This is a genomic window from Marinobacter daqiaonensis, from assembly GCF_900115285.1.
In the GTDB taxonomy this organism is placed as follows: Bacteria; Pseudomonadota; Gammaproteobacteria; order Pseudomonadales; family Oleiphilaceae; genus Marinobacter; species Marinobacter daqiaonensis.
Map to the genome: position 1 here is coordinate 13,505 of NZ_FOYW01000003.1, position 25,208 is coordinate 38,712.

A 25,208-nucleotide genomic window follows, 5' to 3' on the forward strand; every position below is an offset into this window, starting at 1 on the left:
AATGCTGTTTATTACGGCGCTCTTCATTTCCTGCCTGCTGACCTTGATACTCGGTATTTATGCCTGGCGCCGACGAGAGGTTCCCACTGCTGGAACTATAGCGGTAATGATGGGCGGGCTCAGCTGGTGGACTTTTTTCTATGCCCTGCAGATCCTTCATGTCCGTTTCCCTGAGCTGATTCCGACATTTTTTGGTGATTCGCTGTTCTGGTTCCGGGTAATGTTCGCCGGCGTTGTTCTTCAGCCCGCTGCCTTTTTGATATTCGTGCTTCAGTACACAGGTTATCGTCATCGTATTGGCGCCCGACTGATACTCCTTCTCTCTTTCATGCCTTTTCTCACGCTGCTGGCCATTTTCAGCGATGGCCATGGGCATCAGCTGTTCATGGGTGGCTTCGAACCGGGCGCCAAGCAGGCTTTCCGGGGCGGACCGGCTTTCTGGCTGCATTCGCTTTACTCTTACCTCATCATGCTCATGGGCTTGGTATTACTGATCCGTTTCGCTTTCCAGAATCGCCCCTACCGACGCCAGGCACTGATCTTTATCTCTGGCTACATGGCTGTGGTGGCCTCCAACCTCATGACGATCTTCAATTTGGTTCCGCAATCCTTGGAAAGGCTGGACCTGAGCCCATTCGGCTTCCTGGTTGCAGGATTTGTGATGAGCCTGAATATCCGCCGCGAAGGGTTTCTGGATCTGATGCCAGTTGCCCGTTCCTTGGTGTTTGAGCGTATGGCTGATGCAGTTCTGGTGACCGATCGACAGAACCGGTTGCTGGATCGCAATCCCGCGGCTCAGCAGTTGTTCGGCCACGCTGGCGTGGATATCGGCCGGGGTGTCCAGCTCCAGCAGGTACTGCCGGAACTGTTTGAGAACGGTGAGCCGGCGGAAGAGCTTACTTTGAAAAAACGCCATAACGGGAACCAGGACAGTTGGTGTCTTGACGTCCGCCGCACTGAGATAAAAAACGGAAATGAGACGGTCAGGGGGTATGTTTACGGGTTCCGGGATGTCACTGACCTGAAGCAGGTGGAGGAGTCGCTTCGACAGCAACTCTCCAATAATGAACAACTGCGGCAGGCCCTCAAGGAAGAGTCCATTCGCGACCCTCTCACGGGCCTGTTCAACCGGCGCTGGCTCGATGAGGTGCTTGAGCTGGAAATTCCCCGGGCGATTCGGGAGGAGAGTGAGCTGAGCCTGTGCGTCATCGATCTGGACCACTTCAAGCGGGTCAATGACGGCTGGGGTCATGATATGGGTGACCGGATTCTGGTTTCGCTGGCGCAACTGCTCCAGGATGAAAGCCGCAAGCACGATGTGGTGGCGCGCTTTGGTGGCGAGGAGTTCGTCCTGGTGCTGCCGGGTATCGGGGCCGACCAAGCCCGGGAAGTGATCGAGCGGATGCAGGACCGCTTTCGGGCCATGAGCTTCGGACCTGACGGACCAACGAACCTGACCTTCTCGGCCGGGCTGGCGGTGATCCCCGGGCACGCCAGGGATCGGGAGACCCTGTTCAGGCTGGCGGACCGGGGTCTTTACCGCGCCAAGGAGGAAGGTCGCGACCGCTTGGTGATTGGGGGCCGCACCTGAGTGCTCTGGCTGGTCACTACACCCGGAACTGGCTGATCTGAGCCCTGAGGTTCTCTCCGAGCCGCGCCAGCTCCCGACTGGCATCGTCGGTCTGGCTCACGCCGGCATCACTGCTCTGGGCCGCTTCCACAATACGGGTCACATTTCTGTTGATCTCTTCGGCCACCTGACTCTGCTGTTCCGATGCCGTTGCGATCTGGGTGACCTGATCGTGGATGTGTTCCACCGATTGCTCAATGGTATTCAGGGCCGAACTCGCATGGTTGATGCGCTCGACGGTCTGCTCCGAAAGCCCCTGGGACGACCGCATGCGGTCCACGGCGCCACGGGATTCGCTGATGAAGCCGTCAATCATCTCCCGGATCTGACCGGCGGACTCGCCGCTGCGCCTGGCAAGCTGACGGACCTCGTCTGCCACCACGGCGAAACCACGACCGTGCTCGCCGGCCCGGGCCGCCTCGATGGCGGCGTTCAGGGCCAGCAGGTTGGTCTGGTCCGTCACTTCATGGATGACGTCGAGGACCTTCTGGATCTCATCGCTGCGAGCCGCCAAAGCCTCAATGGCCCCGGCGCTCTCTGATATATTCCGCGACAGCTCATCCACTGACTTCTGGGACGCCTGCATGGTCCGGCCGCCGTCCTTGGCAAGCCGGTCGGCGTCGGATCCCGCCTGCTGGACTTCGTTGGCATTCTTTGAAATCTGGTGAATGGTGGCCGCCATCTCGTTGATGGCGGAGGCGATCTGATCCGTCTCGGAGCTCTGGGTCCGCACCGAGGCCCGGGTTTTCCCGGCAATCTGGCTCAACTGCTCCGCAGCGGACGCCAGCTGGTTGGTGGTATCGCCCACCTTCCTGATCGTGGTGTGGATCTTGCCAACGAAGGCATTGAACTGACGGCCCAGGTCAGCCAGTTCGTCATTGCCGCTGTCCGGCAGTCGGCGGGTCAGGTCGCCTTCGCCTTCGGCGATATCCTGCATGGTGCGGGTAATGCGGCGAAGCGGCACAGTAACGGTACGACCCATGGACAGGCCAAAGCCAATGGCGATCGCCACGATAACGAGTGTCACGAGCAGTATGGTCGACAGTGTCTGGGCGATGTTCTGTTCGATAACGGCACGGGCCGCAGCGACGGTTTCATCGACGCCGGTAACATAGATGCCCGAGCCCATGACCCAGTTCCACTTGTCCAGACTGACGGAGTAGGAAATCTTTGGTTCGACCTTGCCTGTCGCCGGATTTTTCCACTCATAATTATGGAAGCCATCACCGGATTTGCCGGCTTCGAACAGGTTCTTGAGCAGAGCCTTGGACTCGGGAGTGCTGTTCTTGACGTAGCCCTCGACCGACGGCTTGGGACGGAAAGCCAGGTTAAAGGAGTCGTGGGTGTAGGCAAAAATATAATTGTTGTTGCCGAACCCCATTGATCGAATGGTATCGCGAACTCTGGCTTTGGCCTCTTCTTCAGTCAGCGAGGGATCTGTGTAGTCGTCCTCAACCGCAGTCCTGGCAGCCTGAACGATGTGTTTGAGGCCCTCCTTGTGAGCTTCAAGCAGATTTTCCCGGAGGCGCTCCACTTCAGCCTCGCCATTTACCCGCAGTTGGTGGGCGGTAACCCAGGCCGTCGCGCCGGCGGTGAGAAGAACCGGCACCAGCACCGCAATCAGCAGACGTGAACGGATGCGCAGTTGCTCGAGAAAATTCATGTTAGAACTCCAGTATCGGAAGAAAGCTCGGCATGGGGGCGGGGAAGATCGTCCGGGGGATTATCCGGTTTTGCGGAAGCAATGCCGTTCCAAAGTGTAACTTTATATGCATCTTTCTTTGTCCTTTGCCTCAGCGGTCGTTGCCCAGGCTGCCGGTATACGTTGTAAATTGTTGTGAAATTAACGTGATGTGGCTCGTAACAATGAGCCTGAGGCTGTGACAGGGATGGCGCCCGGTGGCAAGCTCAGCAGAAATAGTGAAGAATCAGACGAAATCCCATACTGTCCCGGATATAAGCGCGACAGGAATGATGACTCACGGATTCCTGTCCGGAGTCAAAACAATAAGATGGTCGGCCGAGATGTACGAGACAATGCAGAAAAAACTTATCCCCGCCCTTTGCTTTTCGCTGCTGGTCATGACCGGCGTATCCTCCACCCAGGCTGCTGTCTCACAGGCAGAGGCCAATAAGCTCGGCAATAGCCTGACGCCGTTTGGAGCCATCCGCGCCGGAAACTCGTCGGGAACCATACCCCGCTGGACCGGTGGCGACACCACCGCTCCTGAGGGCTACCAAGGCACCGGCGATCACCATATCAATCCTTACCCGGACGATAAGCCGCGCTATGTGGTGACAGCGGAGAACCTGGAAAAATATCGCGATGTAGTGCCCGACGGCGCCGCCGCGATGATCCAAAAGTACCCGGAGACCTTCCGGCTGCGTGTATTGCCGACACGAAGGCCCCATACCGCACCGGATCACATCGTCGAGAACACCCGTAAGAATGCTACCCGCTCCAGTCTCGTGGATGGCGGCAATGGCGTGCAGAATGCGTTTGGTGGCTACCCCTTCCCGATCCTCCATGGCTCCAGCGAAGAAAAGGCCATGCAGGCCATGTGGAATCACCTTTTGCGCTGGCGCGGCCGCTGGGCGGAACGTGAATACACCGAAGTGGTTGTGGTCGGCGGCAAGTACCGGGGTGTGACCATGCGTCAGGAAGTGTTCTTCAACTGGAACCGCGAGGGCGGCAGCCCGGAAACTCTGGACAACATCGTCAACTATTACCTGTCGACGGTAATTGCGCCGAAAGAGTACGCGGGTGGCGGCATCCTGGTGCATGAAACCCTGGATCAGGTAAAAGAACCCCGCAAGGCCTGGGGCTTCAGCGCCGGCGAGGTGCGTCGCGCGCCCAGTCTTGGCTACGATGCTCCGATCCGGTCTTCCGGCAACCTGCGCACGGTGGACGACACCGATGTGTTCAACGGCGCCCTGGACCGCTTCAACTGGGAATACAAGGGGCTCAAGGAAAAACTGATCCCCTACAACAACTTTGAAATCACCAGTGACAAGTACACCTACGACGACGTGCTGGACAATCAGCACCTGAATCCGGATCTGACGCGCTGGGAACTTCATCGGGTACACGTGATCGAGGCGACTCTGCGTGAAGATGCCCGCCACCTCTATCACAAGCGGGTGTTCTACATCGACGAGGACAGCTGGAACGTGGCCCTGGTGGACCAGTACGATGACGAGGGCAACCTCTGGCGGGTCACCATGGCGATGCTCAAGAACTTCTACGATCTGCCCGGCGTATGGACCGATCTTGAAGCGTACCATGACCTGAAACTTGGCATTTACCATGTCACCGGCCTGATCAACGAGACAGAAGGTACCCGTATCTTCAAGGACGAGTTCCCGGGTAAGCGTTATTTCTCGCCGTTCACACTGCGCCGTCGCCTTTCCAACTACTGATCCCCAGCAAGCAACGGCAACTCGTGTCACAAGGATGTGGCACGTAATTCCTTGAAAGCTTCGCTTCCTTGATCCCTCCCTGGTCTTTTCTCAACACTGATCCGTCTGTAAAACGGGCCTCCGGCCCCCGCAGTCACGGGATTTGTGTTCGCCGGATCCGTATCCCTCTCAGGCTCTCGTTTCCAGTTCTCTGCCCTTCTTCCAAATAGTCGACCAGGTACGGGGAAAGAGACTTCAGTTACCAAGTGGCTGTCATCATTGGCCTATCCCGCTCCAGACAGGCTCCAGCGAGCTCTTTAACCTTAATGGACGTTCATTAAGGCTGTGCTCTTTGGTGAATTCCCCCAATAGCGACGGCAGGTGAACTCCAAGAATCGACTGTCCCACAATAACAACGAGGCATCTTCATGCAACATAAATACAACAAACCCTGGCAACTGGCTCTGTGCGCCGTCCTGGGCTCGGTCATACTTTCCGGCTGTGGTTCGTCCGACTCCGATGACGAATCTACGGCGCCCGTTCGGGAAACCCAGGCCGGTGCGGTTCAGGGGGTCGAGGTAACCTACGGCTATGCTTTCAAGGGCATCCCGTATGCCCAGCCACCGGTGGGTGAGCTGCGCTATGCCGATCCGGTGCCAGCGGAGGCCTGGGAAGATACGCTTATCGCGAACGAATTTGGTGGGGCCTGTATCCAGCCGGCCAGCACCTTCGGGACTGCGGAGTCTTTTGAAGACTGCCTCTATCTTAATGTTTATACCCCGAAAGACGCCGAAAACCGGCCGGTGATGGTCTGGATCCATGGAGGTGCCTTCGAGACCGGGTCAGGCGGTGCGAGTTACACCCCCTCAGGACTCCTTGAGCAGGATACGGTCGTAGTCACCCTTAACTACCGCATGGGGGTACTGGGCTTTCTGTCTCATCCGGATTTGGCTGCAGATGGTCCATCCGGCAGTTATGGCATCATGGATCAACAACTGGCTCTGCAATGGGTTCAGGATAATATTGCCAACTTCGGCGGCGACCCGAATAACATAACGATCTTTGGTGAGTCAGCAGGCGGCGCCAGTGTCATGACTCACGTTGCCTCGCCGGCAGCCACTAATCTGTTCCATAAAGCCATTGTCCAGAGCGGCGCCTATATCGGTGTGGTAGATCAGCCAACGGAAGCAGAAATCGCAGCTCTTGGCGAGGCTTTCTATACTGCGCTTGGCTGTGAGGATATCGCCTGTATCCGGGGCCTCAGTGCCGAAGATATCCTGGCAGCACAACAGGCATCAGGATTCAGTTATGTACCCAGCCTGCGATCTGATATTTTGCCCAGTGATGTGAAAACCACTCTGGCTGAGGGAAGTTACAATAAGGTTCCTGTTCTGGCAGGCAGCAATCTGGATGAAGGTCGGTTGTTTGTTGGAATTGCGGAGCTGGGCCGTATTAATGCTGCACTGGAGGAGGATAAGACTTACGAGGAGGCTGCCGCCGAAGCTGCGCTGAAACCTGAGGACTACCGGGATCAAGTGGCTGCGCTGGTGCCCTCGAGCCTTGTTGATACCGTCATTTCCCTGTATCCACTTTCCAACTACGAGAATACCAGCGTGGCTGTAAGCGCTATTAACACCGACTCGCGCTTTGCCTGCCCGTCCCTGCCTCAGGTTCAGCAGCTAGCAACCGGCGGCCAGATGGTATATGCCTACGAATTTACTGACAGGGATGCTCCATCCATTATCCCCGAGGGCAATACCTTTGACCTGGGTGCTGCCCACGCCTTCGAGATCCAGTATATCTTCGGATCCCGAGCAAGTCGCGAGGCCCGCGGTATGAATGCGGCGTCCCTTGATCTGGCGGATGCCATGACCGCCTATTGGGCGCGGTTCGCTGAAAATGGCAACCCCAATAGCTCCGATGGTACGGGGACGCTCTGGGAGAATCTCCAGGCGAACGGCAATATGCTGGAGCTTGATCCTGAGCAGATCGATAACCTGTCGGCTGCCGATTTTGCCCAGCGGCACGTCTGTGCTCTGTGGAATCAGTCTGGCTCGTAAGCCTGTTATAGGTGAAGCACGCTAATCAAAGGGACGCCGGCAGGCGTCCCTTTTTTGTAAATCTCCCGCCCCTGATGAATAATGGAATCCGACTTCAATAACCAGTACAAATGCGCACATCTGTCTCTACTCAGGGGAGTTCCATGAAGACAAGAATCACCGAGCTGTTTGGTATCGAGCATCCGATCATTCAGGGTGGCATGCACTGGGTTGGCTACGCCGAGCTGGCCGCCGCCGTCTCCAACGCGGGTGGACTGGGCATCCTCACTGCGCTGACCCAGCCCACACCGGAAGATCTGGCGAAAGAAATCGCCCGCTGCCGTGAAATGACCGACAAGCCATTTGGTGTCAACCTCACCTTCCTGCCTTCCTTCCAGGAGCCTCCCTATCCCGAGTACATCCAGGCCATTATCGAAGGTGGCGTTAAGGTGGTGGAAACTGCCGGCCGCAGCCCCGAAAAATACATGCCGACTCTCAAGGACGCCGGCATCAAGGTCATCCACAAATGCACCTCGGTCCGTCACGCCCTGAAGGCGGAGAAGATCGGCTGCGATGCAGTCAGCGTGGACGGCTTCGAGTGCGGTGGTCACCCGGGCGAGGATGACATCCCCAACTTCATCCTGCTGCCGCGGGCGGCGGAAGAGCTGAAGATTCCGTTTGTGGCCTCCGGTGGTATGGCAGACGCCCGCAGCCTGGTGGCGGCCATGGCCATGGGTGCGGATGGTATGAATATGGGTACCCGGTTCCTGGCCACAAAGGAAGCGCCGGTCCACGAGACCGTGAAGCAGACCATTGTGGAATCGGATGAGCTGCAGACACGGCTGGTCATGCGGGGCTTGCGGAACACCGAGCGGGTCCTCAATAACAGGGCGGTGGAGGAAATTCTCCGCATCGAGAAGGAAAAGGGGCCGGACATCCAGATCGACGATATCCGTCACCTGGTCACCGGTGCCAAGGGCAAGATGGTGCTCCACGAGGGCAAGATGGACGAGGCGGCATGGAGCTGCGGCATGGTGGCGGGTCTGATCCATGATGTGCCATCCTGTGAGGAACTCATCAACCGCATCATGCGCGAGGCGGAAGGGCTTATTCGGGATCGCCTTACCGGCATGCTGTAAGGAGACAGGCTCATGGCAGAACTCAACCTTTTGACCGACGGCGGCAGTTTCTTCGAAGGGCCCCGCTGGCGGGACGACCGCTGGTGGGTGTCGGATTTCTACCGCCATGGCGTATTCACTGTTACCCCCTCGGGTCTGATGGAGAAGGTGCTGGACGCTCCCCATCAGTCATCGGGGCTGGGCTGGCTGCCGGACGGCTCGCTGCTTTATGTATCCATGCTGGACAGGAAGGTGATGCGCCGCTCTCCCGAGGGCGATATCACGGAGTATGCCGATCTCAGCCAGCACGCCACGGGTCACGTCAATGATATGGTGGTGGCCAACGATGGCAATGCCTGGGTAGGGAATTTCGGCTTTGACCTCATGGAAGGCGCGGACCTCACGCCGGCGAAACTGATGCGCATCGATCCGGCCGGCAAACTCAGTGTGGCGGCCGAGGATCTTTACTTCCCCAACGGCATGGTGATCACGCCGGACCAGAAAACCCTGGTGGTGGGGGAGACCTTTGGCAACCGCATGACAGCCTTTACCATCGCCGATGACGGTGAACTGTACGACCGCCGCGACTGGGCCGAATTCGGCCCCCGGCCCGAGCCGGGTCCCCGTGCCGATATGCTGAAACAGCTCAGCGTCGGTCCCGACGGCTGCGGTATGGATGCCGAGGGCCAGATCTGGATCGCCGATGCCTTCAACCGACGCTGCATCCGTGTGGCCGAGGGTGGTGAGATCACCGATGAGGTTCCGGCGCCCGAAGGCCTGGGGGTATTCGCCTGCATACTGGGGGATTCCGACGGCCGGACACTGCTGATGTGCTGCGCTCCGGACTCCTCCGCCAAGCGCCGCAAACAGGCCAATGAGGCCAGCCTGTACACGGCCCGAGTCGCCGTTCCCCACGCCGGCAATCCTTGAGTTCAGCCTGCCACACTGTTCCCTTCCGGTTCAGTGTGGCAATCCTCCCTGCCTGATCCATAGCCCCCACCGCTGTTTCCGGGATCTTTTACCGGTGGCCGCCAATCCACATGGCCGGACATTCGTAGTTCCCTGCAGGAGAGGAACCAATTCCCGTCTGTGCCCTCATACCGCCATGGCACTGTTATGGAGACAGGCATTATGAAGAGATTTGTTGCGACCGCATTGCTGGCCACATCCCTTGGCCTGGCCGCCCTCGCGTCCATCGCGATGGCCGATAAGGCCGGGGAGTCATCCTTCGCGCCCGACGATCCGGACCTCGCGGTGGCGACCTTCGCCGGTGGCTGCTTCTGGTGTGTGGAAGAGGGGTTCGAAAAGATCCCCGGCGTCGTGGAGGCGGTCTCCGGCTATGCCGGCGGCTCCGAAAAAGACCCTACCTATGATGAAGTGGCATCGGGCCAGACCGGCCACACCGAGGCCGTACAGGTATATTACGACCCGGAAAAGATGACCTACGAAGGCCTGCTCCAGGGCTTCTGGCGCATGATGGATCCGACCGATGCTGACGGACAGTTCGTGGATCGGGGCCAGCAGTATCGCCCCGAGATCTTCTACCACGACCAGGAACAGAAACGCCTGGCGGAGGCCTCGAAGGAGGCTCTGGCGGAATCCGGCCGTTACGATGAACCGGTGGTCATCGACATCACTCCTCTGGAGACGTTCTACGAGGCGGAGCAGTACCACCAGGATTATTACAAGAAAAATCCGATCCGCTACAAGGTCTATACCTTCAACAGCGGCCGCTACCAGTTCATCGACAAGGTGTGGGGCGATGACCAGGACATTGATTTCTCCCGGTTCAGGCCCGAGCCCGGGAACCAGGACGCCAGCGAACAGAGCAGCGATGGCACAGCAAGCGGGAACCGTTCGGAGGACGGGAATGGCGAGAGTCGTGAGATCGTCACCGGCGAGGGCTTTGACCCCGACACCTTCAGCAAGCCCTCCGATGAGGTCCTGCGCAAGCAGCTGACGGAAATGCAGTATGAGATCACCCAGGAAGATGGCACTGAGCCGGCATTCAATAACCGCTACTGGGACAACAAGGAACCCGGGCTGTACGTGGATATCGTTTCCGGAGAACCCCTGTTCTCCTCCCGGGACAAGTACAAGTCCGGCACCGGCTGGCCGAGCTTCACCCGCCCCATCCATGAAGATGCGGTGGTGGAAAAGGAAGACAGGAAACTGTTCATGGTCCGTACCGAAATCCGTAGCCGGTACGCGGACTCCCACCTGGGTCATGTGTTTGATGACGGACCCCAGCCCACCGGACTTCGTTACTGCATGAATTCCGCGGCGATGCACTTCATCCCTCTGGAGGAAATGGAATCCGCCGGCTACGGGGCCTACGTGGATGCGGTAAAGTCGAAGTAGCCCTTTCCGGGCGCTTGCCTGGCCGCCCCCGGCATCAGAGCCAGAGGTCGTCCACTGGCGTTTCCGGGCCGAAATGGTGCCAGATCTGCGCCTGCAGTAACTCAGCCGTGGCAATAGCGTCAATCAGGGCGTTGTGGCCCGGGTAGTGGGGCAGATGGTAGCGCTGGCGGCTGTCCGCCAGGCGGATTGAGACCGGTTTTTTGCCCCGCCACCTCTGCCAGCGGGTGGGATTACGGTCCGGGTGGAGGTGGGCTTCGATCGCCATGGTGTCGAGTACCGGGAAATCGATGCCCTCCTTCAGCCGCCACTGCAGTGCCCGCTCAAAGAACGGGCGCTCGATGGCGCGGTAGTGAACCACGACAACGCGTCCCGCCAGCGCCGGTAACAGTTCGTCAAGGATATCCGCCAGGTCCGGCGCCTCCTGGATATCCGAATGGGTAATCCCGTGAATAACCACCGAGGTCTGCTCCAGGGGGAGGACGGGCCGGACAATCCAGTGGCGGGCACCAGGCAGCTGGATCCGGCCAAGGGTGAAAGGCACCAGACCAATGCTGACGATGGAGTGCTGATTCGGATCCAGGCCGGTGGTCTCGAAGTCCAGGGCCACCATGGGCACTTCGGACAGGGGCGTGGCGGGACTGACGCAACCGGCCTCATAGAATTGCCTGAGGCCCGGATAGCGCGCTTCCTCCGCCAGGCGAGCCATGCGTTCTGGCCAGTTCCTGGCTGGCGGGGGAGACTGGCGGATCGTCGGTGTGGCCATGGGACTCCTGTTACTGAAACTGACGGCCTACCTGCGCATGATAGCGGAACCTCAGGAATTTCTGGGCCTGACTGACCACCTGGAATGCTTCCTTCAGGTGACTGCGTTCAAAGGAGGACAGTTCTTCCGGCCGGACGCTGTTGTCCGGCTCCCGCCCCTCCTCCATGGCAAGCGCCTGGTGGCGGATGCGTACAATGGCAATGAATTCAAGCGCATCCCTGAGGTTTTCCACGCTGTCCGCGGGTATCAGCTTGGTGGCGGCGATGTCCTGCAGCCGGAGAAACGAATTCTGCGAGCGGGAGCCGCAGGCCAGTGCGTGGACCCGGATGAGGTCTGACACCGGTGCTGTGCCCCGTCGCTTGAGGTTGAAGGTCTTTGCCTGCTGACCACTCTCCTCCATGACGAACTGGCGGAAGAACCCCAGCGGCGGCGTCCGGTTGAGGGCATTGCGTGCCAGCAGGGCCAGGAATCGCTGACTGCTGCGGGCCTTGGTGGCGATCAGTGTTTTCAGCTGCTCCGCGAAGTCGGTCTTGCCATGGACCCCGTCCAGGTCGAAGAAGATGTTGCTGTTCAGCAATGCCTCCGCCTTGGGGTTCTCGATCCAGTCCGTGAAATAGTCCTTCCAGACACTCAGCGGCTGGCGCCACTTGGTGTTGGTGGCCATGATATCGCCGGTGCAATAGGTGTAGCCGCACTCCGCCAGCCCGTCACTGACGAATTTGGCCAGGGCCAGGAAATAGGCATCGTGCTTCTCGGGGTCGAAGCTGTTGTCCAGTACCATGGCGTTGTCCTGGTCGGTGACGATCAGTTGTTCGTCCCGGGCCATGGACCCCAGTGCCAGGAAACAGTAGGGCACCGGGGCGGGCCCCAGTTTTTCCTCCCCTATCTCCAGCAGGCGCTGGGTGAAGCTGCGGCCGATGCCCGCCATGGCACTGCCGATCATGTGGGAGTTGGCATCCTCGTTCACCATGCGGATGAAGCTGGCGCGCACGTCCTTGCTCACCGTCTTGAGTCCCTCGACGGTCTGCTGGCGGTGGATGTTGCCCACCACGTACAGACTGTTCTGGGACTCATATTTCATGATGTCCGACAGGGCGATTACGCCCCTGGGCTTGCCCCGCTCGATGACCGGCAGGTGATGCACGTTGTTGTGCAGCATCTTCAGCATGGCTTCGAAAATGTAGGCATCGGAGCGAATGGTGATCAGGCCGTCCGACATGATGTCGGCAATGGGCGTTTCCGAGGGGAGGGCGTCTGTCAGGGCCCGGGTGCGGAGGTCCCGGTCGGTGATAATTCCCACCAGGTCGCCCTCGAGATCTCCTGATCCCTCCACCAGCAGCAGGGATGAGACCCGCTGTTCGGTCATTATCCTGGCGGCCTCCTGCAGGCGGACGGTGGACGGGGCGGTCACCGGAGCGCGCACGATCAGTCGTGAGACCCGCGACGTCATCAGCTCATTGGCCTGCGTCGATCGGGAAACGGCACTCCTCAGCCGACTCTTGTCCTCCACCTCCACAAAGTCCGCGAATACATCCTGGGTTTCGAACAGGTGCTGGAACATATCGTCGGGAATCAGGTAAACCAGGGTGTCTTCCAGGGCCTTGGCGGGAAAACGGACCTGTTTGCCCATCAGAAGACCGATCTGTCCGAAAATCTCTCCTTCCCCCAGGCGATTGTAGAGTTCGCCGGATCGCCGGTATATTTCCACCGCACCGCTGCGAATGTAATGCAGCCAGGTGTTTCTCTCGCCGCCCTCGAGGATCGGTGACCCGGCCCGGAAGTAGGCGATCTCGATACTGCCGGCGACTTCGTCCAGGAGCGATTCGGGCAGCTCGTCAAAGGGCGCGTGCTGCTGCAGGTGGTTACGGATGTCGATCAGTTCCGCTTGCATGGGGCGCCTGTCGTCCTCTTGATCGATGCGTGGGTGGCCGGGCGGTCACGTTTATCGCAATATAGCAGCCAACACGGGGAGGGGGCGAATGAGCAAAACGGCTAAGCATACTCTGGTGCTGGGTGGTATCCGTTCCGGCAAGTCGGCGCTGGCGGAACGGCTGGCGGCGGACGCGGGGCCAAGGGTGGTCTATCTCGCCACCGCGACCGCCGGCGATGGGGAGATGGCGAAGCGTATCGCCCGACACCGCGAACAGCGTCCTCGGGAGTGGGGGCTGGTCGAGGAACCGCTGGACCTCGCCGGGGCGATAGGAGCGCAGGGCGGGCAGTCCCCGGCACCCTGCCTGCTGGTTGACTGCATGAGTCTGTGGCTGAGCAACCTGCTCCATGAAGGGGAGGCGGTGTTCGCCAGTCATCGCAAGGCCTTTCTGGAATCCCTGCTGGAATACCCGGGGCCGATGGTCATCGTCAGCAACGAAGTGGGGCTGGGCACCATCGGCATGGATCCGCTGACCCGGCGCTTCTGTGATGAACTGGGCTGGCTCAATCAGACACTGGCCCGCCAGTGCGACAGGGTTCTGATGAGTGTGGCGGGCTTGCCGCTCACACTGAAATAGCTCAGAGAAGCCTTCCGGGTCCCGGTCCATGACTGATCAGGCAGGCCAGGCGCCCGTGGGACGAGGTATCAAGGCGTATGCGGCTGTGGCAGGCGTAGGGAACCGCCAGACCCTGGAAGGCGGAGTTCAGGGGAATACCCATCACCCGGGCCAGGATCATCCGTATCACCCCGCCATGGCAGATAACCAGGATGCGCTGACCCGCCAGCTCCTCGCACCAGTGGTTCCATGCCTCGATAACCCGGTCCTGGAAAGCTTCCACCTGCTCCCCGCCCGGCGGGGGATTGGCCACCGGATCGCTCCAGAACCGGGTGAGGGCCTGGCCCCAGGAGGCCTCGACCTGCTCGATGGTCTTGCCTTCCCAGGCACCGAAGCCGATTTCCCGAAGTCGCGGTTCCCGGTGCACCGGCAGGCTGTGTTCCCGGGCCAGCACCTCAGCGAAGCCGGCGCAGCGGATCAGCGGTGAGGTGACAACGGCATCCCAGGGCGCCCCCTCTCCCAGGGTGTCAAGCATCTGCTGCCAGCCGGTCTTGCTGAGCGGATCATCAATGTCGCCGCGAAACCCTGGCCCGCCCTCGGGTTCCCCATGGCGAAGCAGGTCAACCAGGGTGGTGGCAGGGTTCATGAGCGGTTACTCACACCGGCATCCTCGAAACTGGCCATGTCATTGTGGAGATCGCATGCCAGCCGCATCAGGGGCACGGCCACCGCGGCACCGCTGCCCTCTCCGAGCCTCATGCCGAGATCCAGCAATGGCTGCGCGTCCAGGGCTGCCAGCACCCTCTGATGACCAGGCTCGGCGGAACGATGGGCGAAGAAGAGCCAGTCCCGCAGGGCGGGCTGCTGACGGACCGCCACCAGTGCCGCCACGGAAACGATAAAGCCATCCACCAGGACCGGAATCCGGCGACTGGCGGCACCCAGTATGGCGCCGGTCAGGGCCGCGATCTCAAGCCCTCCCAGTGAGGCCAGCACCGACAGTGGCTCCCGGCCCGTACCGTGGCGCTCCAGGGCCCGTTCCACCACTCGCGCCTTGTGGCTCACGCCCTCGCTGTCGAGCCCCGTCCCCGGCCCGACCAGATTCCGCGGATCCTCATCCAGCAGGGCACAGGCAAGGGCTGCCGCCGCGGTGGTGTTGCCAATGCCCATGTCCCCGCCGATAAACAGCTGCCCATGGTTCTCTGCTGCCCGCGCAGCAGCAGTGTCGCCGACCCTCAGTGCAGCCACTGCCTGGTCATCGGTCATGGCGGGCTGCCGCGCCAGGTTGGCAGTTCCCGCCGACACCATTTCGTGACGGACTCCCGGTAGTTGGTGATCCGGGGGTGTCACGGTTCCCACATTGACCACATCCAGGCTGGCACCGAGGTGATTTGCCAGTACGCTGATGGCAGCTCCGCCAGAGGCGAAGTTGGCGATCATCTGGGCGGTGACTTCCTGCGGGAAGGCCGAGATGCCTTCGGTGCATACCCCGTGGTCGCCGGCGAACACGCTGATGGCGACCCGCTCAACGGAGGGCCTGTCCGTTGCCTGGAGTGCGCACAGAGTGATGGCAAGCTGCTCCAGTCGTCCCAGGGAGCCCCGGGGCTTGGTCAGCCCATTCTGGCGTTCTCGGGCGCGCTCACGGGCGGCGGGATCGGGGGCGGGGGGTTTTACAGTCCAGGCGGATGGGGCATTCATGGCGTATATCCCTGATGGCGGCAAGGAGCAGGATACTCCGATGTGTGTCCGGCAGTGTCAAGACGGCGGCCCGGTGGCGTAGACTATATCGCTTCCTGTCACTGTAACGACGCCATGGCTTTTGAGGATTGATCGGATTGGACTGGCTCCCTGTGCCGGCCGCGGTCTGCGCTGCCGCTTTACTGCTTGATTATGGTCTGGGGGAGCCACGGCGCTGGCATCCCCTGGTGGGATTCGGCCGGCTGGCGTCGGCTCTGGAAGCGCGGCTCAATTCCTCGCCCTCGCCCTCGCCCTCGCCCTCGCCCTCGCCCTCGCCGGGTGTCGGCCGGGGTTTGCTGGCGGTACTGGTGTTGACCGCCCCCCTCACCGGCCTCGCCTGGCTGACCGTCAGTCTGGCGCCGGCCTGGCTGGCGCTGGTGCTGGAGGTTACGGGTCTTTGGCTGGCGCTGTCCCTGCGGGGGCTGAAGGAGCATGGTCTGGCCGTGGCCGAACCACTTCGGGCCGGTGAGCTGGACGCGGCGCGAAGTTCGGTAGGTCGCATCGTCAGCCGTGACACGAAGGCTCTGGATGAGACGGAGGTGGCTGCGGCGGCAACGGAATCGATGCTGGAGAACGGTGCCGACGCGGTATTCGCCAGCCTGTTCTGGTACCTGCTGGCAGGACTGCCAGGGGTACTGTTGCACCGTATGATCAACACCCTGGACGCCATGTGGGGATACCGTACCGAGCGGTTCCTCACCTTTGGCCGGGTGGCGGCAAGGCTGGACGATGCCATGAACTGGTTTCCGGCACGGCTCACCGCTCTCACCTACGCGGTGCTGGGCAGGACCCGGCAGGCTCTCAGGTGCTGGCGGACCCAGGGGCCGACCTGGGAGAGCCCGAATGCGGGCCCGGTCATGGCGGCGGGCGCCGGCGCACTGGGTGTCACGCTGGGCGGGCCGGCACCCTATCACGGTGGCCTGAAGCAGCGGCCTGTCCTGGGTGTCGGCCCGCGCGCTTCAGCGGACAGCATCGCGGCGGCCCTGGTTCTGGTGGAGCGCGGTGCCTGGGTGTGGGTGGTGTTGTATGCAATGGGCATATTGATCATGACAGGAGGACACGGATGAATCCGTCGACGATCCATGGCGGTCGCCTGATCGAGGCCGCCCGGCGCTGGGGGATCCCCCCGGACCACTGGCTGGACCTCTCCACCGGCATCAACCGCAAGGGTTGGAAGGTGCCGCCTTTGCCGCCTCATGTCTGGCAGCACCTGCCCGAGGAGGACGATGGTCTCGACCAGGTGCTGCGGGAATGGGGCGGCGCCCCCGGCAGCGCCGGCTGCCTGCCCGTACCTGGCACCCAGGCGGCGATCCAGGCCTTGCCGCTGCTGCGCTCGCCCTGTCGGGTGGGTGTGCCCCGGCCCGGCTTTTCCGAGCATGCCCGCTGCTGGGCCCTCGCTGGCCATGAAGTGGTGCCGGTGCCACTGGAGCAGCTGGCCGGGGATGACGGCTGGCTGGATGAGCTGGACGTACTGGTATGGATCAACCCCAACAACCCCACCGGCATCACCGTTGGACGGGACCGCCTGTTGGACTGGCATGCCCGGCTGGTGGCGAAGGGCGGCTGGCTGGTGGTGGACGAGGCTTTTGCCGATGGCTATGGCGGCATCAGCCTGGTGCCCATGTCCTCCGCCCCGGGGCTGGTGGTGCTCCGTTCCCTGGGCAAGTTTTTCGGTCTGGCCGGAATAAGGGCCGGGGCGGTGTACGGGGAAGCAGCCATAACGGGAGCCCTGCAAAGCACGCTCGGGCCCTGGGCCCTGAGCCATCCGGCCCGTTACCTGATGGCCCGGGCGCTCAAGGACAAGCGCTGGCAGTCTCACACCGCCGAACGTCTGCAACTGGACAGCGAGCGCCTTGACCAGTGCCTGCGACAGGCGGGACTGCCCCCGACGGCAGGTACGCTGCTGTTTCGCTACCTGCCCCATCCCAATGCCCGGCTGATGGCGGAATCCCTGGCCCGTCAGGGCGTACTGGTTCGCTACTTCGAGACGCCATCGGCCCTGAGGTTCGGTTTGCCAGGTGACGCCTTTGAGTGGGAACGCCTGGAGCGAACCCTAGGATATATGAGAAATGTCATTGACCGGCGATTGGTCGATTGCTAGCCTGTCGCCTCGTTTTCAGGTGCCCCTGGCCAAAGCTGGTCCGGGGTGAAACGGGAAGTCGGTGCGCCTGGTACGTCCAGGTCAGTCCGACGCTGCCCCCGCAACGGTAAATGAGTCAAGCGTGACCGAATGCGCCACTGTGCCAATCGAATCCCAATCGGGGCGAGGCATGGGAAGGCGGTCACGCCGGTGAATCACCACTCATGAGCCCGGAGACCGGCCTGTCAACACACCGAGCGCTGCGGAGGGCAGTGCTGGTGGGTGAATCCTGCCCGGCTCCCGGCCGCGCCCCTCCGCCCACCTTGCCCTCAGGGTTTTCCGACTCACTGACTTCCGCAGCAGTATGAAGCGACGCCGTGCGGGTGCGCACGGTCTGCCAGTGAGAACGAATAATGCGTGTTACCCGTATTCCCGGTGTCCGGTTTCTGGCCGGTCCGGTTTTTACCCTCCTTCCCCTGTCCGCAGCGATTGCCGCTACCAGCGATGCCCCTGATAACGCCACTCCGCTGATGGAGCCCATCGTGGTTACCGCCACTGTCGGCCCCAGGACGGTGGGTGAGAGTCTTTCCTCGGTTACCGTGCTGGATGAGGATGACCTTGACCGGCAGAACCCGTCCTCCGTTGCCGAAGCGCTGCGGGGCCAGCCGGGTATCGATGTGGTGACCAATGGCTCGTTTGGCAAGAGCACCAGCGTCTTCACCCGCGGTACCGGTGCCGAGTCCACCGTTTTGCTGGTGGATGGGGTGCGGCTGAGATCGGCAACCAATGGCAGCCCACCCTGGCAATTCGTGCCCATGGAGCTGGTGGAGCGTATGGAGTTGGTTCGTGGCCCCCGTAGCGCACTTTATGGCGCCGACGCGGTCGGCGGTGTCGTGCAGGCGTTCACCCTGGACCCCGAGGCGGGGCGTAAAGGCTGGATTGAGGCCGGCGCCGGTAACTTTGACAATCAGAAGGTCAGCGGCGGAGCCTCCGCAACCGCCGGTGACACCCGCGTGAGCCTCAGTGGCCTGCATCAGGACACCGACGGCACGGCGATTGTCGAGGATGGGGAGGACAAGGGTTTCCGCAACACCGCCGGCGTCGGCCGTGTGGTCCATACGCTGCCCAACGGTGGCGAGGCCAGCCTGGTGATGATGCAGTCCGAGGGCAACACTGAGTACACCGGCGGCGACACGGATTTCATGATCCGCACAGTGGGGGTCGCCCTTGAAGCACCCGTGAGTGACTACTGGTACAGCCGGGTTCAGCTTTCGGAGGCGCGGGACGAACAGAAAAGCCATTCCTCCGGCAGCACAAGCGTATTCGATACCAGCACCCGCACCGCACGCTGGGAAAACACCCTCACTGCCGGTGTCCATGAGCTGGCACTGGGGGCCGAGCTGCAATCCGACGAAGTGGAAAGTACCACCCCGTTCGATGAAGACAGCCGCAACAACGCCGCCATCTTCTCGCAACTGCGGCTGAATTTCGGGCCCACCGACCTGCAGCTGGCCTTGCGTGGCGACGACAACGAGGCCTTCGGCCGGCAGGAAACGGGCGCGATCGCCCTGGGCCATCAGTTTGACCGTTCTCACCGGATGCGCATGAGCTATGGCACCTCGTTCAGGGCCCCCACCTTTAACGATCTCTATTTCCCGAGCACCGACTACGGTTTCTTCGTTTACGAGGGTAACCCGGACCTGGCGCCGGAAAAGGGCAGCTCGGTTGAAGTTGGTTTCAGTGGGCATTACCCCTCCTGGTACTGGGACGTCGCCCTGTACCAGCTGGACGTGGACAATCTGATCCAGACCGAGCAGGGAGCCGTCTGGCGCCCGGTCAACGTCGCCGAGGCCCGTGTCCGGGGTATCGAGCTGGCCTCGGGTTATGAAGCCAACTACTGGCACCTGGCCGTAAAGGCGTCACTGATGGATCCCCGTGACCGGGCCACCGACAATCGCCTGCCACGACGCACTCACCAGTCCCTGCGGGTTGACCTGGACCGGGAGCTGGGTAACTGGACTCTTGGCGGGAGTGCCATCGCCAAGGGCTATCGGTACAACGACGCCGACAACACCCAGCGTCTGCCCGGTTACGTGACCTTTGATGCCCGCGCGGCCTGGCGGTTCGCTCCGGACTGGACCGCGCAGTTCACCATTGAGAACGTGACTGACAAGAAGTATTCAACTGCCAGGGCTTCTCGCACCACGGACTACATCGCCGCCGGAACCACGGCCTTTGCGTCGGTGCGTTACGACTTCAACTGACCGGAAACAGGGCATGGTCGCGCGGGCAATTCACTATGCATCCGTTCTGATTGTCTGTCTCTCCCTCGGAGTGACCGGTCGGTTATCGCTGGCCGCCACCGTGGTGGGCATTGTCTCCGAACGCTCCGCCGCGGAAATGGCCGCCGGTGCCGAGCGGCTTCTGCAGGCCCACCCGGAGCATCGGGTGATCCTGCGGACCCCGGAGCAGGTGGCGGAACTGGGCGACAGGGCGCTGGAAAAACTGCTTGGCCAGGCCGATGGGGTGGTCCTGGCGGCGGTGTTCGGTGACCAGGTGGGGCGCCTGGCCCGTGCGCTGGAGCGGTCAATGGGCGACCGTGCCTTCCCGGTTCTGGCAGTCAATGGTGACCGGACCCTGACCCGGCTTTCGCGCCTGGACGGCGAGGCTCCGCTACAGGGCCTGGACGACCAGACCCTGAACGAACTGATGGCCGCTCCGGAGCCGGGCGCGGATGTGGCGGAGTACAACGACGCGCTCAAGTCCCGGTTCCCTGCCCAGATGTCCTGGCTGGAAGGGCGCATTCTCTATCAGGGCCGGACCCCCGCCCATCTGGATGCGCTGCTGCGCTGGATGCTGCTGCGGGCAGGGCAGGAGCTTACGGTGCCGGAACTGGAACCCCGGCCGCTGATCCGCTACTACCGCCATGGCGATGCGACAACGGATGCCTCGGCCCTGGCACTGGAACCGGGCCCGGTAGTGGTGCTGCTGGATCTCGACAGTGGCGACCGTCCGGGGGACCGGGACCTCCTTGATGCAACCTGTCAGGTCCTTGAAGAGCGTGGCACCCAGTGCTTCGCCATTCTCTCCCGCTGGGGCGGTGCCAGCCTCGAGGCCCTGCGTGATCTGGATCAGACCGTCGGTGCGGCCACTCTCTCCGGCATCATCAGCCTGCAGGATTTCACGGTGGGCGGCGGTGAAGGCCGGCGGCGGGTCACCGCCGCGCTGGCCGAACTGGATGTACCGGTGATCAAGGGCGTACGCCTGGCTTCCCGCACTTACGGCCAGTGGCGGCTCTCCATCGACGGCATTCCCGCCGACAAGGTGCACTACAAGCTGGCGATGCCGGAACTGCAGGGTATCAGCCAGCCCCTGGTGCTGGCGGTGGCGGAGCCTGAGCGAATCCACGAGCCCACCGGCGTGGCCCTCACCCTGACCCGACCGGTGCCGGAGCGGGTCAACGCCCTGGTGGAGCGAATGCAGCGCTGGCAAGCCCTGCAGACACGGCCCAACCGGGACAAGCGTGTCGCGATCCTTTACTACAACCATCCGCCGGGACGCCAGAACGTCGGCGCCGATAACCTGGATGTGCCTGCTTCTCTGTTCGGGATACTCCAGTGGTTGCAAGCCGAAGGCTATGACACCGGCCCCCTGCCGGAGAGTGCCGAAGCCCTGAACGACCGGATTCAGCAACAGGGGGTCAACCTGACGGACGATCCTCTCTCCCTGGCCCGGATGGCGGACCGGGTGCCTCACCTGCACGCTGGGGATTACAGCAACTACCTGAAGACCTTGCCTGTGGTGGTGCAGGAAGAGATGGTCCACGGCCCCCTGGGTTACCTCCATGAGCGACTGGAGCAGGCCCACGGGCTGGGCGAGCAGGACATTGCCCTGGCCCTGCTGGACCGGGGCGCCGGCGACCTCAGGCACCTGATCGAACACCTCCAGCATCCCAACCGATCCCGGGCACTGGAAGAGCTGGATAGGTACGAAGCCCTGTGGCGCAAGCGCCTGACCGAAGGCGGCCAGCAGCAGGCTCTGCTCGCCCGCCGGCAACGCCTGGCGCAAACCGGCATCCCGGGCCTGAAGGGATGGGGCGAGGCGCCCGGAAAATCCATGGTGGTGGACGATCGCATGGTCTTTCCGGGCCTGCGTTTCGGCAACATCTTCGTCGGACCGCAACCACCCCGGGGATGGGAAGTGGACGAGGAGCTGCTCCACGCCAACACCACCTTTCCGCCCACCCATCAGTACGTGGGTTTCTACCACTGGCTGAAGGATCACCATAAAGCCGATGCCCTGGTGTACCTGGGTCGTCACTCCACCCGGGAGTTCCTGCCCCGGCGCCGGGCCGGCCTGACGGAGGACGACTACCCGGACCTGCTGGGCGGCAACCTGCCCCTCATCTACCCCTACATCGTCGACGGCGTGGGTGAGGGCATCCAGGCCAAGCGAAGGGCCCTGGCAGTGATGATCAGCCACCTTACGCCACCGCTGGCGGCCACCGAGCTTTACGATGAGCTGCTGGGGCTGCGTCAGCTGGTGGAAACCTGGGAGTCCGCTGCCGAGCCGGACAGCCCCACCCGCCAACGGGCCGTGCAGCTGCTGCGGGGAAAAATTGCGGAACTGGACATTGGCGACGACCTGGAGCGGGAAATCGCCGCTGAAATGGGCCTGGCCCGGGAGGAGGTCTCCGTGGACGAGCTGTCGCCGGACCTGCTGGTGCATGAAGCCGGGCATTATGTCACGGACATGCAGGAGCATTTCATGCCCCTGGGGCTGCACGTGTTCGGCCGGGACTGGACCCCGGAACAACTGGACATTATGCTCACCTCCATGGCCGGAAAGTCGGGCCGCTCCGAGCCTGAATGGCGGCAGGAACTGGAGCGCTCTCCAGCAGAAGAGAAGCGCAGCCTGCTGGCGGCCCTGGAAGGACGCTTCGTGGCGCCGGGGCAGGGCAACGACCCCTTGCGCGCACCCGCCGTGCTGCCGACCGGCCGTAATTTCCATGCCCTGTCCGACGACCTGATCCCCACCCGCGTAGCCTGGTCCCTGGCCAGCGAGCTGACCCCGGAAGCGCTCAACGAACGCACAGGTGAAGAAGGCAGCGACGCCCTGGTGTTGTGGGCATCGGATACAGTGCGGGACGAGGGCGTGATGATCGCTTTCGGCATGAAACTGCTGGGTGTGCGCCCCGTGTGGAACAGCCGGGGCATCGTCAAGGGGCTGGAGCGGCTGCCGGTGGGGCCCGAGACTGATATCCCCTTCCGTCGCAACGTGGTCTTCACCACCTCCGGGCTGTTCCGTGATCTCTACGGCAGCCAGCTGGAGTGGCTGGACCAGGCGGTGCTCCTGGCCCTGGATGCCTCGGCGGAAACCATCCGTACCCACCAACCCCGCCTCACCTCGGCCCTGGACCAGGCCCTGTCAGCGCTGCCGCCGGAAATGCGCCGGCCGGGTACCGAGCCCCTGGCGGTCAATGGTGTCGCGGCCCGCTGGGTCGAGGATACCCATGCCTTGCTGGCACAGGGACTGTCTTCGGCGGATGCAGGAACCCAGGCTGCCTGGCGTGTGTTTGGCGCGGCGCCGGGGGCATATGGTGCCGGCGTCAATCGACTTGCCTCCCGCTCGGGGGCCTGGAGTGATCGCGGTCAGCTGGGTGAGGCCTACCGCCGCCGCATGGGACACGTTTATGGAGTGGGTCGATCCGGGGAGGCCTCCCACCAGGCCTTTGACAGGCAGCTGAAGACCGTCAATCACACCTATCTGGGCCGGGCCAGCCACCTGTATGGGCTGCTGGACAACGACGACGGCTTTGATTTCCAGGGTGGCCTGTCCAATGCGGTGGAACACCTGAGGGGAGAGCCTCCCCAGAACCGGGTGCTTCAGTACGCCGACCCTGACAACCCGAAAATGAACTCCCTGCAGCGGGCGTTGGATGTGGAGTTGCGGGCCAGGAATCTCAACCCCCAGTGGCTGGCGCCGCTGATGGGGCACGGCTACGCCGGCGCCCGAACCATGGGCAACGATTTTCTGGACAACCTGTGGGGCTGGCAGGTCACCAGCCCGCAAGTGGTGCGGTCCGGCGTCTGGGATGATGTCTACGATGTCTATTTCCTGGACCGCCACGGCCTGGGGCTGGATGACTTCCTGAGCGAGAAGCATAACGTCCACGTCAAGACCCACATGCAGGCCATTGCCCTGCTGGCGGCGAAGCGGGGCTTCTGGGATGCGGATTCCTTCATCCTGGATACCCTGGCCCGTGAATTCGCCGCCAATATCATGGATCATGGCCTGCCGGGCAGTGGCCACACCCGACCGGACCATCCGCTGATGGACTGGGTGGCGGACCGGCTGGACCCGGAGCAACGGGAAGGCTTCAACGTGGCCCGCAAGGGCGGCGCACCGGATGAATCGGAACGGTCGGGAGCGGGCCGGAAATGCCAGGATCGGGAGAGTGTGATATCACCATGCTGAGAAGGTTACAGACGCTGGCCGCCACCCTTGTGGTCGGGCTTGTGACAGCACCGCTGGTGCATGCCGGAGTCTGCGCCACCGACGCCACCGGCCGCGAGGTCTGCCTGGATCAGCCCGCCACTCGTATCGCAGCCCTGTCCCCCGGCGCCACCGAGCTGGTATGGGCGGCCGGGGCCGGTGAGCAGGTGGTGGCGGTGGTCTCCTTCAGTGACTACCCCCCGGGGGCCACCGAGGTCACCTCCGTGGGCAGCCATACCCGGCTGGATCTGGAAAAGCTGCTGTCGCTGGAGCCGGACCTGGTGATTGGCTGGGTCACCGGAAATCCGCCGGAGCAGCTGGAAACCCTGTGGGAGCTGGGGCTGCCAGTATTCTCCATCGAGCCAAGAAACTTCGAGGCGGTATCCACCACCATCGAGCAGCTGGCCACTCTGGCGGGTACCGAAGAAGCCGGTTTTGCCGAGGCGGAGCGATTCCGCCAGGGCATCGCCGAGCTGACCAGCGAGTACCGCGATGCCGAGCCGGTGTCGGTATTCTATCAGGTCTGGGATGAACCCCTGATGACCGTGAATGACGACCACCTGATCGGCAAGATGGTCACTCTCTGTGGCGGTGTCAACGTATTCGGTGATCTGGACCGGCTGGTGCCCCGGATCAGCGCCGAAGCGGTGATCGCTGCCGATCCCGAAGCGATACTGGCTGGCGGCATGGGGGAGGAGAATCGCCAGTGGCTGACCCGCTGGGAGAGTTTCCCCGGCCTGACCGCCAGTAAGCGGGGCAACCTGTTCTTTATTCCTCCCTCGCTGGTTCAGCGGCCCACGCCCCGGATGCTGGAAGGCAGTCGCCTGTTCTGCGACAAACTCGATATCGCACGCACGAGGAGTGAGGATCGCTAGTGTCCCTTAACAAAAGTTCGCAGCATTTCAGAGCCTGTATCAGGCGCTACGACAAGGCGCGTTCCGCCGGGAATAGTGGTTCTATTTCCAAGGGGCGCAACACCGTCGTTGCGCCTGATACAGGCTCCCGAAGGGCGCGCCATACGAAGCCCCTGGCGGTGTTGCGACTCTTGGCAAGGGCTATCCGCATGCGGCCCAGACCCTTCCCGGCGAGCCGCGCCTTGC

General features: G+C 62.2%; 17 protein-coding genes and 1 riboswitch. Of the genes, 12 read left to right on the top strand and 5 right to left on the bottom strand.

The genetic code is table 11. The features are described 5' to 3' along the window. Position 1: 1 nt before the first annotated feature. Positions 2-1,591 carry a diguanylate cyclase gene (locus tag BM346_RS15240; RefSeq protein ID WP_092015126.1) on the top strand — a complete coding sequence of 530 codons (1,590 nt, stop codon included), beginning with the start codon at positions 2-4 and terminating at the stop codon, positions 1,589-1,591. Positions 1,592-1,607: 16 nt separating this feature from the next. Here BM346_RS15240 and BM346_RS15245 read toward each other — a convergent pair whose 3' ends face one another. Continuing rightward, on the bottom strand, positions 1,608-3,293 hold the full coding sequence (locus BM346_RS15245; protein ID WP_092015128.1) for a methyl-accepting chemotaxis protein: 1,686 nt from the start codon (positions 3,291-3,293) through the stop codon (positions 1,608-1,610). A gap of 374 nt (positions 3,294-3,667) precedes the next feature. Between BM346_RS15245 and BM346_RS15250 the strand changes: the two genes are divergently transcribed. The 5 genes from BM346_RS15250 (at position 3,668) to msrB (ending at position 10,547) form a co-directional block, all read left to right on the top strand. Next, positions 3,668-5,050 carry a DUF1329 domain-containing protein gene (locus tag BM346_RS15250; RefSeq protein ID WP_092016005.1) on the top strand — a complete coding sequence of 461 codons (1,383 nt, stop codon included), beginning with the start codon at positions 3,668-3,670 and terminating at the stop codon, positions 5,048-5,050. Positions 5,051-5,457: 407 nt separating this feature from the next. After that, complete coding sequence (locus BM346_RS15255) at positions 5,458-7,089, top strand: carboxylesterase/lipase family protein (protein WP_092015131.1); 1,632 nt, start codon at positions 5,458-5,460, stop codon at positions 7,087-7,089. A gap of 143 nt (positions 7,090-7,232) precedes the next feature. Next, complete coding sequence (locus BM346_RS15260; protein ID WP_092015134.1) at positions 7,233-8,207, top strand: NAD(P)H-dependent flavin oxidoreductase; 975 nt, start codon at positions 7,233-7,235, stop codon at positions 8,205-8,207. A 12-nt stretch (positions 8,208-8,219) separates the two neighbouring features. Continuing rightward, a complete protein-coding gene (locus tag BM346_RS15265; RefSeq protein ID WP_092015137.1) occupies positions 8,220-9,116 on the top strand; it encodes an SMP-30/gluconolactonase/LRE family protein in 897 nt (298 codons plus the stop codon). A gap of 201 nt (positions 9,117-9,317) precedes the next feature. Further along, positions 9,318-10,547, top strand: coding sequence for a peptide-methionine (R)-S-oxide reductase MsrB (gene msrB / locus BM346_RS15270; protein ID WP_227662798.1), 1,230 nt, complete (start codon positions 9,318-9,320; stop codon positions 10,545-10,547). Between the two features lie 34 nt (positions 10,548-10,581). Here the strand turns inward: msrB and BM346_RS15275 are convergent, their stop codons facing one another. Together BM346_RS15275 and BM346_RS15280 are read right to left on the bottom strand one after the other, a co-directional pair. Further along, on the bottom strand, positions 10,582-11,310 hold the full coding sequence (locus BM346_RS15275; RefSeq protein ID WP_092015144.1) for a 3'-5' exonuclease: 729 nt from the start codon (positions 11,308-11,310) through the stop codon (positions 10,582-10,584). A 10-nt stretch (positions 11,311-11,320) separates the two neighbouring features. Next, on the bottom strand, positions 11,321-13,201 hold the full coding sequence (locus BM346_RS15280) for a putative nucleotidyltransferase substrate binding domain-containing protein (protein WP_092015147.1): 1,881 nt from the start codon (positions 13,199-13,201) through the stop codon (positions 11,321-11,323). A gap of 88 nt (positions 13,202-13,289) precedes the next feature. Between BM346_RS15280 and cobU the strand changes: the two genes are divergently transcribed. Beyond that, positions 13,290-13,817: a bifunctional adenosylcobinamide kinase/adenosylcobinamide-phosphate guanylyltransferase gene (cobU, locus tag BM346_RS15285; protein WP_092015150.1), complete on the top strand. Its 528-nt coding sequence runs from the start codon at positions 13,290-13,292 to the stop codon at positions 13,815-13,817. A 1-nt stretch (position 13,818) separates the two neighbouring features. On the opposite strand, the gene BM346_RS15290 is transcribed toward cobU, so the two are convergent. Continuing rightward, a complete protein-coding gene (locus BM346_RS15290) occupies positions 13,819-14,442 on the bottom strand; it encodes a histidine phosphatase family protein (protein WP_092015153.1) in 624 nt (207 codons plus the stop codon). Then, entirely contained in the window at positions 14,439-15,494 is a 1,056-nt protein-coding gene (gene cobT, locus BM346_RS15295) for a nicotinate-nucleotide--dimethylbenzimidazole phosphoribosyltransferase (RefSeq protein WP_092015156.1), read from the bottom strand. Before cobT ends, BM346_RS15290 begins: the two co-directional genes overlap by 4 nt. A 137-nt stretch (positions 15,495-15,631) precedes the next feature. Between cobT and cbiB the strand changes: the two genes are divergently transcribed. The 5 genes from cbiB to BM346_RS15320 all read left to right on the top strand — a co-directional run bounded on the left by cbiB (position 15,632) and on the right by BM346_RS15320 (position 24,983). Next, the gene (cbiB, locus tag BM346_RS15300) at positions 15,632-16,600 is read left to right on the top strand and encodes an adenosylcobinamide-phosphate synthase CbiB (protein WP_092015159.1); all 969 of its coding nucleotides are present in this window, start codon (positions 15,632-15,634) and stop codon (positions 16,598-16,600) included. Then, on the top strand, positions 16,597-17,634 hold the full coding sequence (gene cobD, locus BM346_RS15305; RefSeq protein ID WP_092015164.1) for a threonine-phosphate decarboxylase CobD: 1,038 nt from the start codon (positions 16,597-16,599) through the stop codon (positions 17,632-17,634). The genes cbiB and cobD overlap by 4 nt, the downstream gene beginning before the upstream one ends. Beyond that, positions 17,635-17,873, top strand: a riboswitch (cobalamin riboswitch). A 153-nt stretch (positions 17,874-18,026) separates the two neighbouring features. Further along, positions 18,027-19,877 carry a TonB-dependent receptor domain-containing protein gene (locus BM346_RS15310; protein ID WP_227662797.1) on the top strand — a complete coding sequence of 617 codons (1,851 nt, stop codon included), beginning with the start codon at positions 18,027-18,029 and terminating at the stop codon, positions 19,875-19,877. A gap of 13 nt (positions 19,878-19,890) precedes the next feature. Continuing rightward, positions 19,891-24,090, top strand: coding sequence for a cobaltochelatase subunit CobN (locus BM346_RS15315; protein ID WP_092015168.1), 4,200 nt, complete (start codon positions 19,891-19,893; stop codon positions 24,088-24,090). Further along, positions 24,084-24,983 (top strand): cobalamin-binding protein, encoded by a 900-nt coding sequence (locus BM346_RS15320; RefSeq protein ID WP_092015171.1) that lies wholly within the window; start codon positions 24,084-24,086, stop codon positions 24,981-24,983. Before BM346_RS15315 ends, BM346_RS15320 begins: the two co-directional genes overlap by 7 nt. Positions 24,984-25,208 lie beyond the last annotated feature (225 nt).

Excerpts from the sequence above, each read along its gene's own strand:
- BM346_RS15240 (WP_092015126.1), top strand. The coding sequence starts at position 2 with ATGCTGTTTATTACGGCGCTCTTCATTTCCTGCCTGCTGACCTTGATA.
- BM346_RS15310 (WP_227662797.1), top strand. The coding sequence starts at position 18,027 with ATGCGTGTTACCCGTATTCCCGGTGTCCGGTTTCTGGCCGGTCCGGTT.
- cobU (WP_092015150.1), top strand. The coding sequence starts at position 13,290 with ATGAGCAAAACGGCTAAGCATACTCTGGTGCTGGGTGGTATCCGTTCC.
- cobT (WP_092015156.1), bottom strand. The coding sequence starts at position 15,494 with ATGAATGCCCCATCCGCCTGGACTGTAAAACCCCCCGCCCCCGATCCC.
- BM346_RS15260 (WP_092015134.1), top strand. The coding sequence starts at position 7,233 with ATGAAGACAAGAATCACCGAGCTGTTTGGTATCGAGCATCCGATCATT.
- BM346_RS15265 (WP_092015137.1), top strand. The coding sequence starts at position 8,220 with ATGGCAGAACTCAACCTTTTGACCGACGGCGGCAGTTTCTTCGAAGGG.
- BM346_RS15280 (WP_092015147.1), bottom strand. The coding sequence starts at position 13,201 with ATGCAAGCGGAACTGATCGACATCCGTAACCACCTGCAGCAGCACGCG.
- BM346_RS15320 (WP_092015171.1), top strand. The coding sequence starts at position 24,084 with ATGCTGAGAAGGTTACAGACGCTGGCCGCCACCCTTGTGGTCGGGCTT.
- BM346_RS15315 (WP_092015168.1), top strand. The coding sequence starts at position 19,891 with ATGGTCGCGCGGGCAATTCACTATGCATCCGTTCTGATTGTCTGTCTC.
- BM346_RS15275 (WP_092015144.1), bottom strand. The coding sequence starts at position 11,310 with ATGGCCACACCGACGATCCGCCAGTCTCCCCCGCCAGCCAGGAACTGG.
- BM346_RS15250 (WP_092016005.1), top strand. The coding sequence starts at position 3,668 with ATGCAGAAAAAACTTATCCCCGCCCTTTGCTTTTCGCTGCTGGTCATG.
- BM346_RS15255 (WP_092015131.1), top strand. The coding sequence starts at position 5,458 with ATGCAACATAAATACAACAAACCCTGGCAACTGGCTCTGTGCGCCGTC.
- cobD (WP_092015164.1), top strand. The coding sequence starts at position 16,597 with ATGAATCCGTCGACGATCCATGGCGGTCGCCTGATCGAGGCCGCCCGG.
- msrB (WP_227662798.1), top strand. The coding sequence starts at position 9,318 with ATGAAGAGATTTGTTGCGACCGCATTGCTGGCCACATCCCTTGGCCTG.
- BM346_RS15290 (WP_092015153.1), bottom strand. The coding sequence starts at position 14,442 with ATGAACCCTGCCACCACCCTGGTTGACCTGCTTCGCCATGGGGAACCC.
- BM346_RS15245 (WP_092015128.1), bottom strand. The coding sequence starts at position 3,293 with ATGAATTTTCTCGAGCAACTGCGCATCCGTTCACGTCTGCTGATTGCG.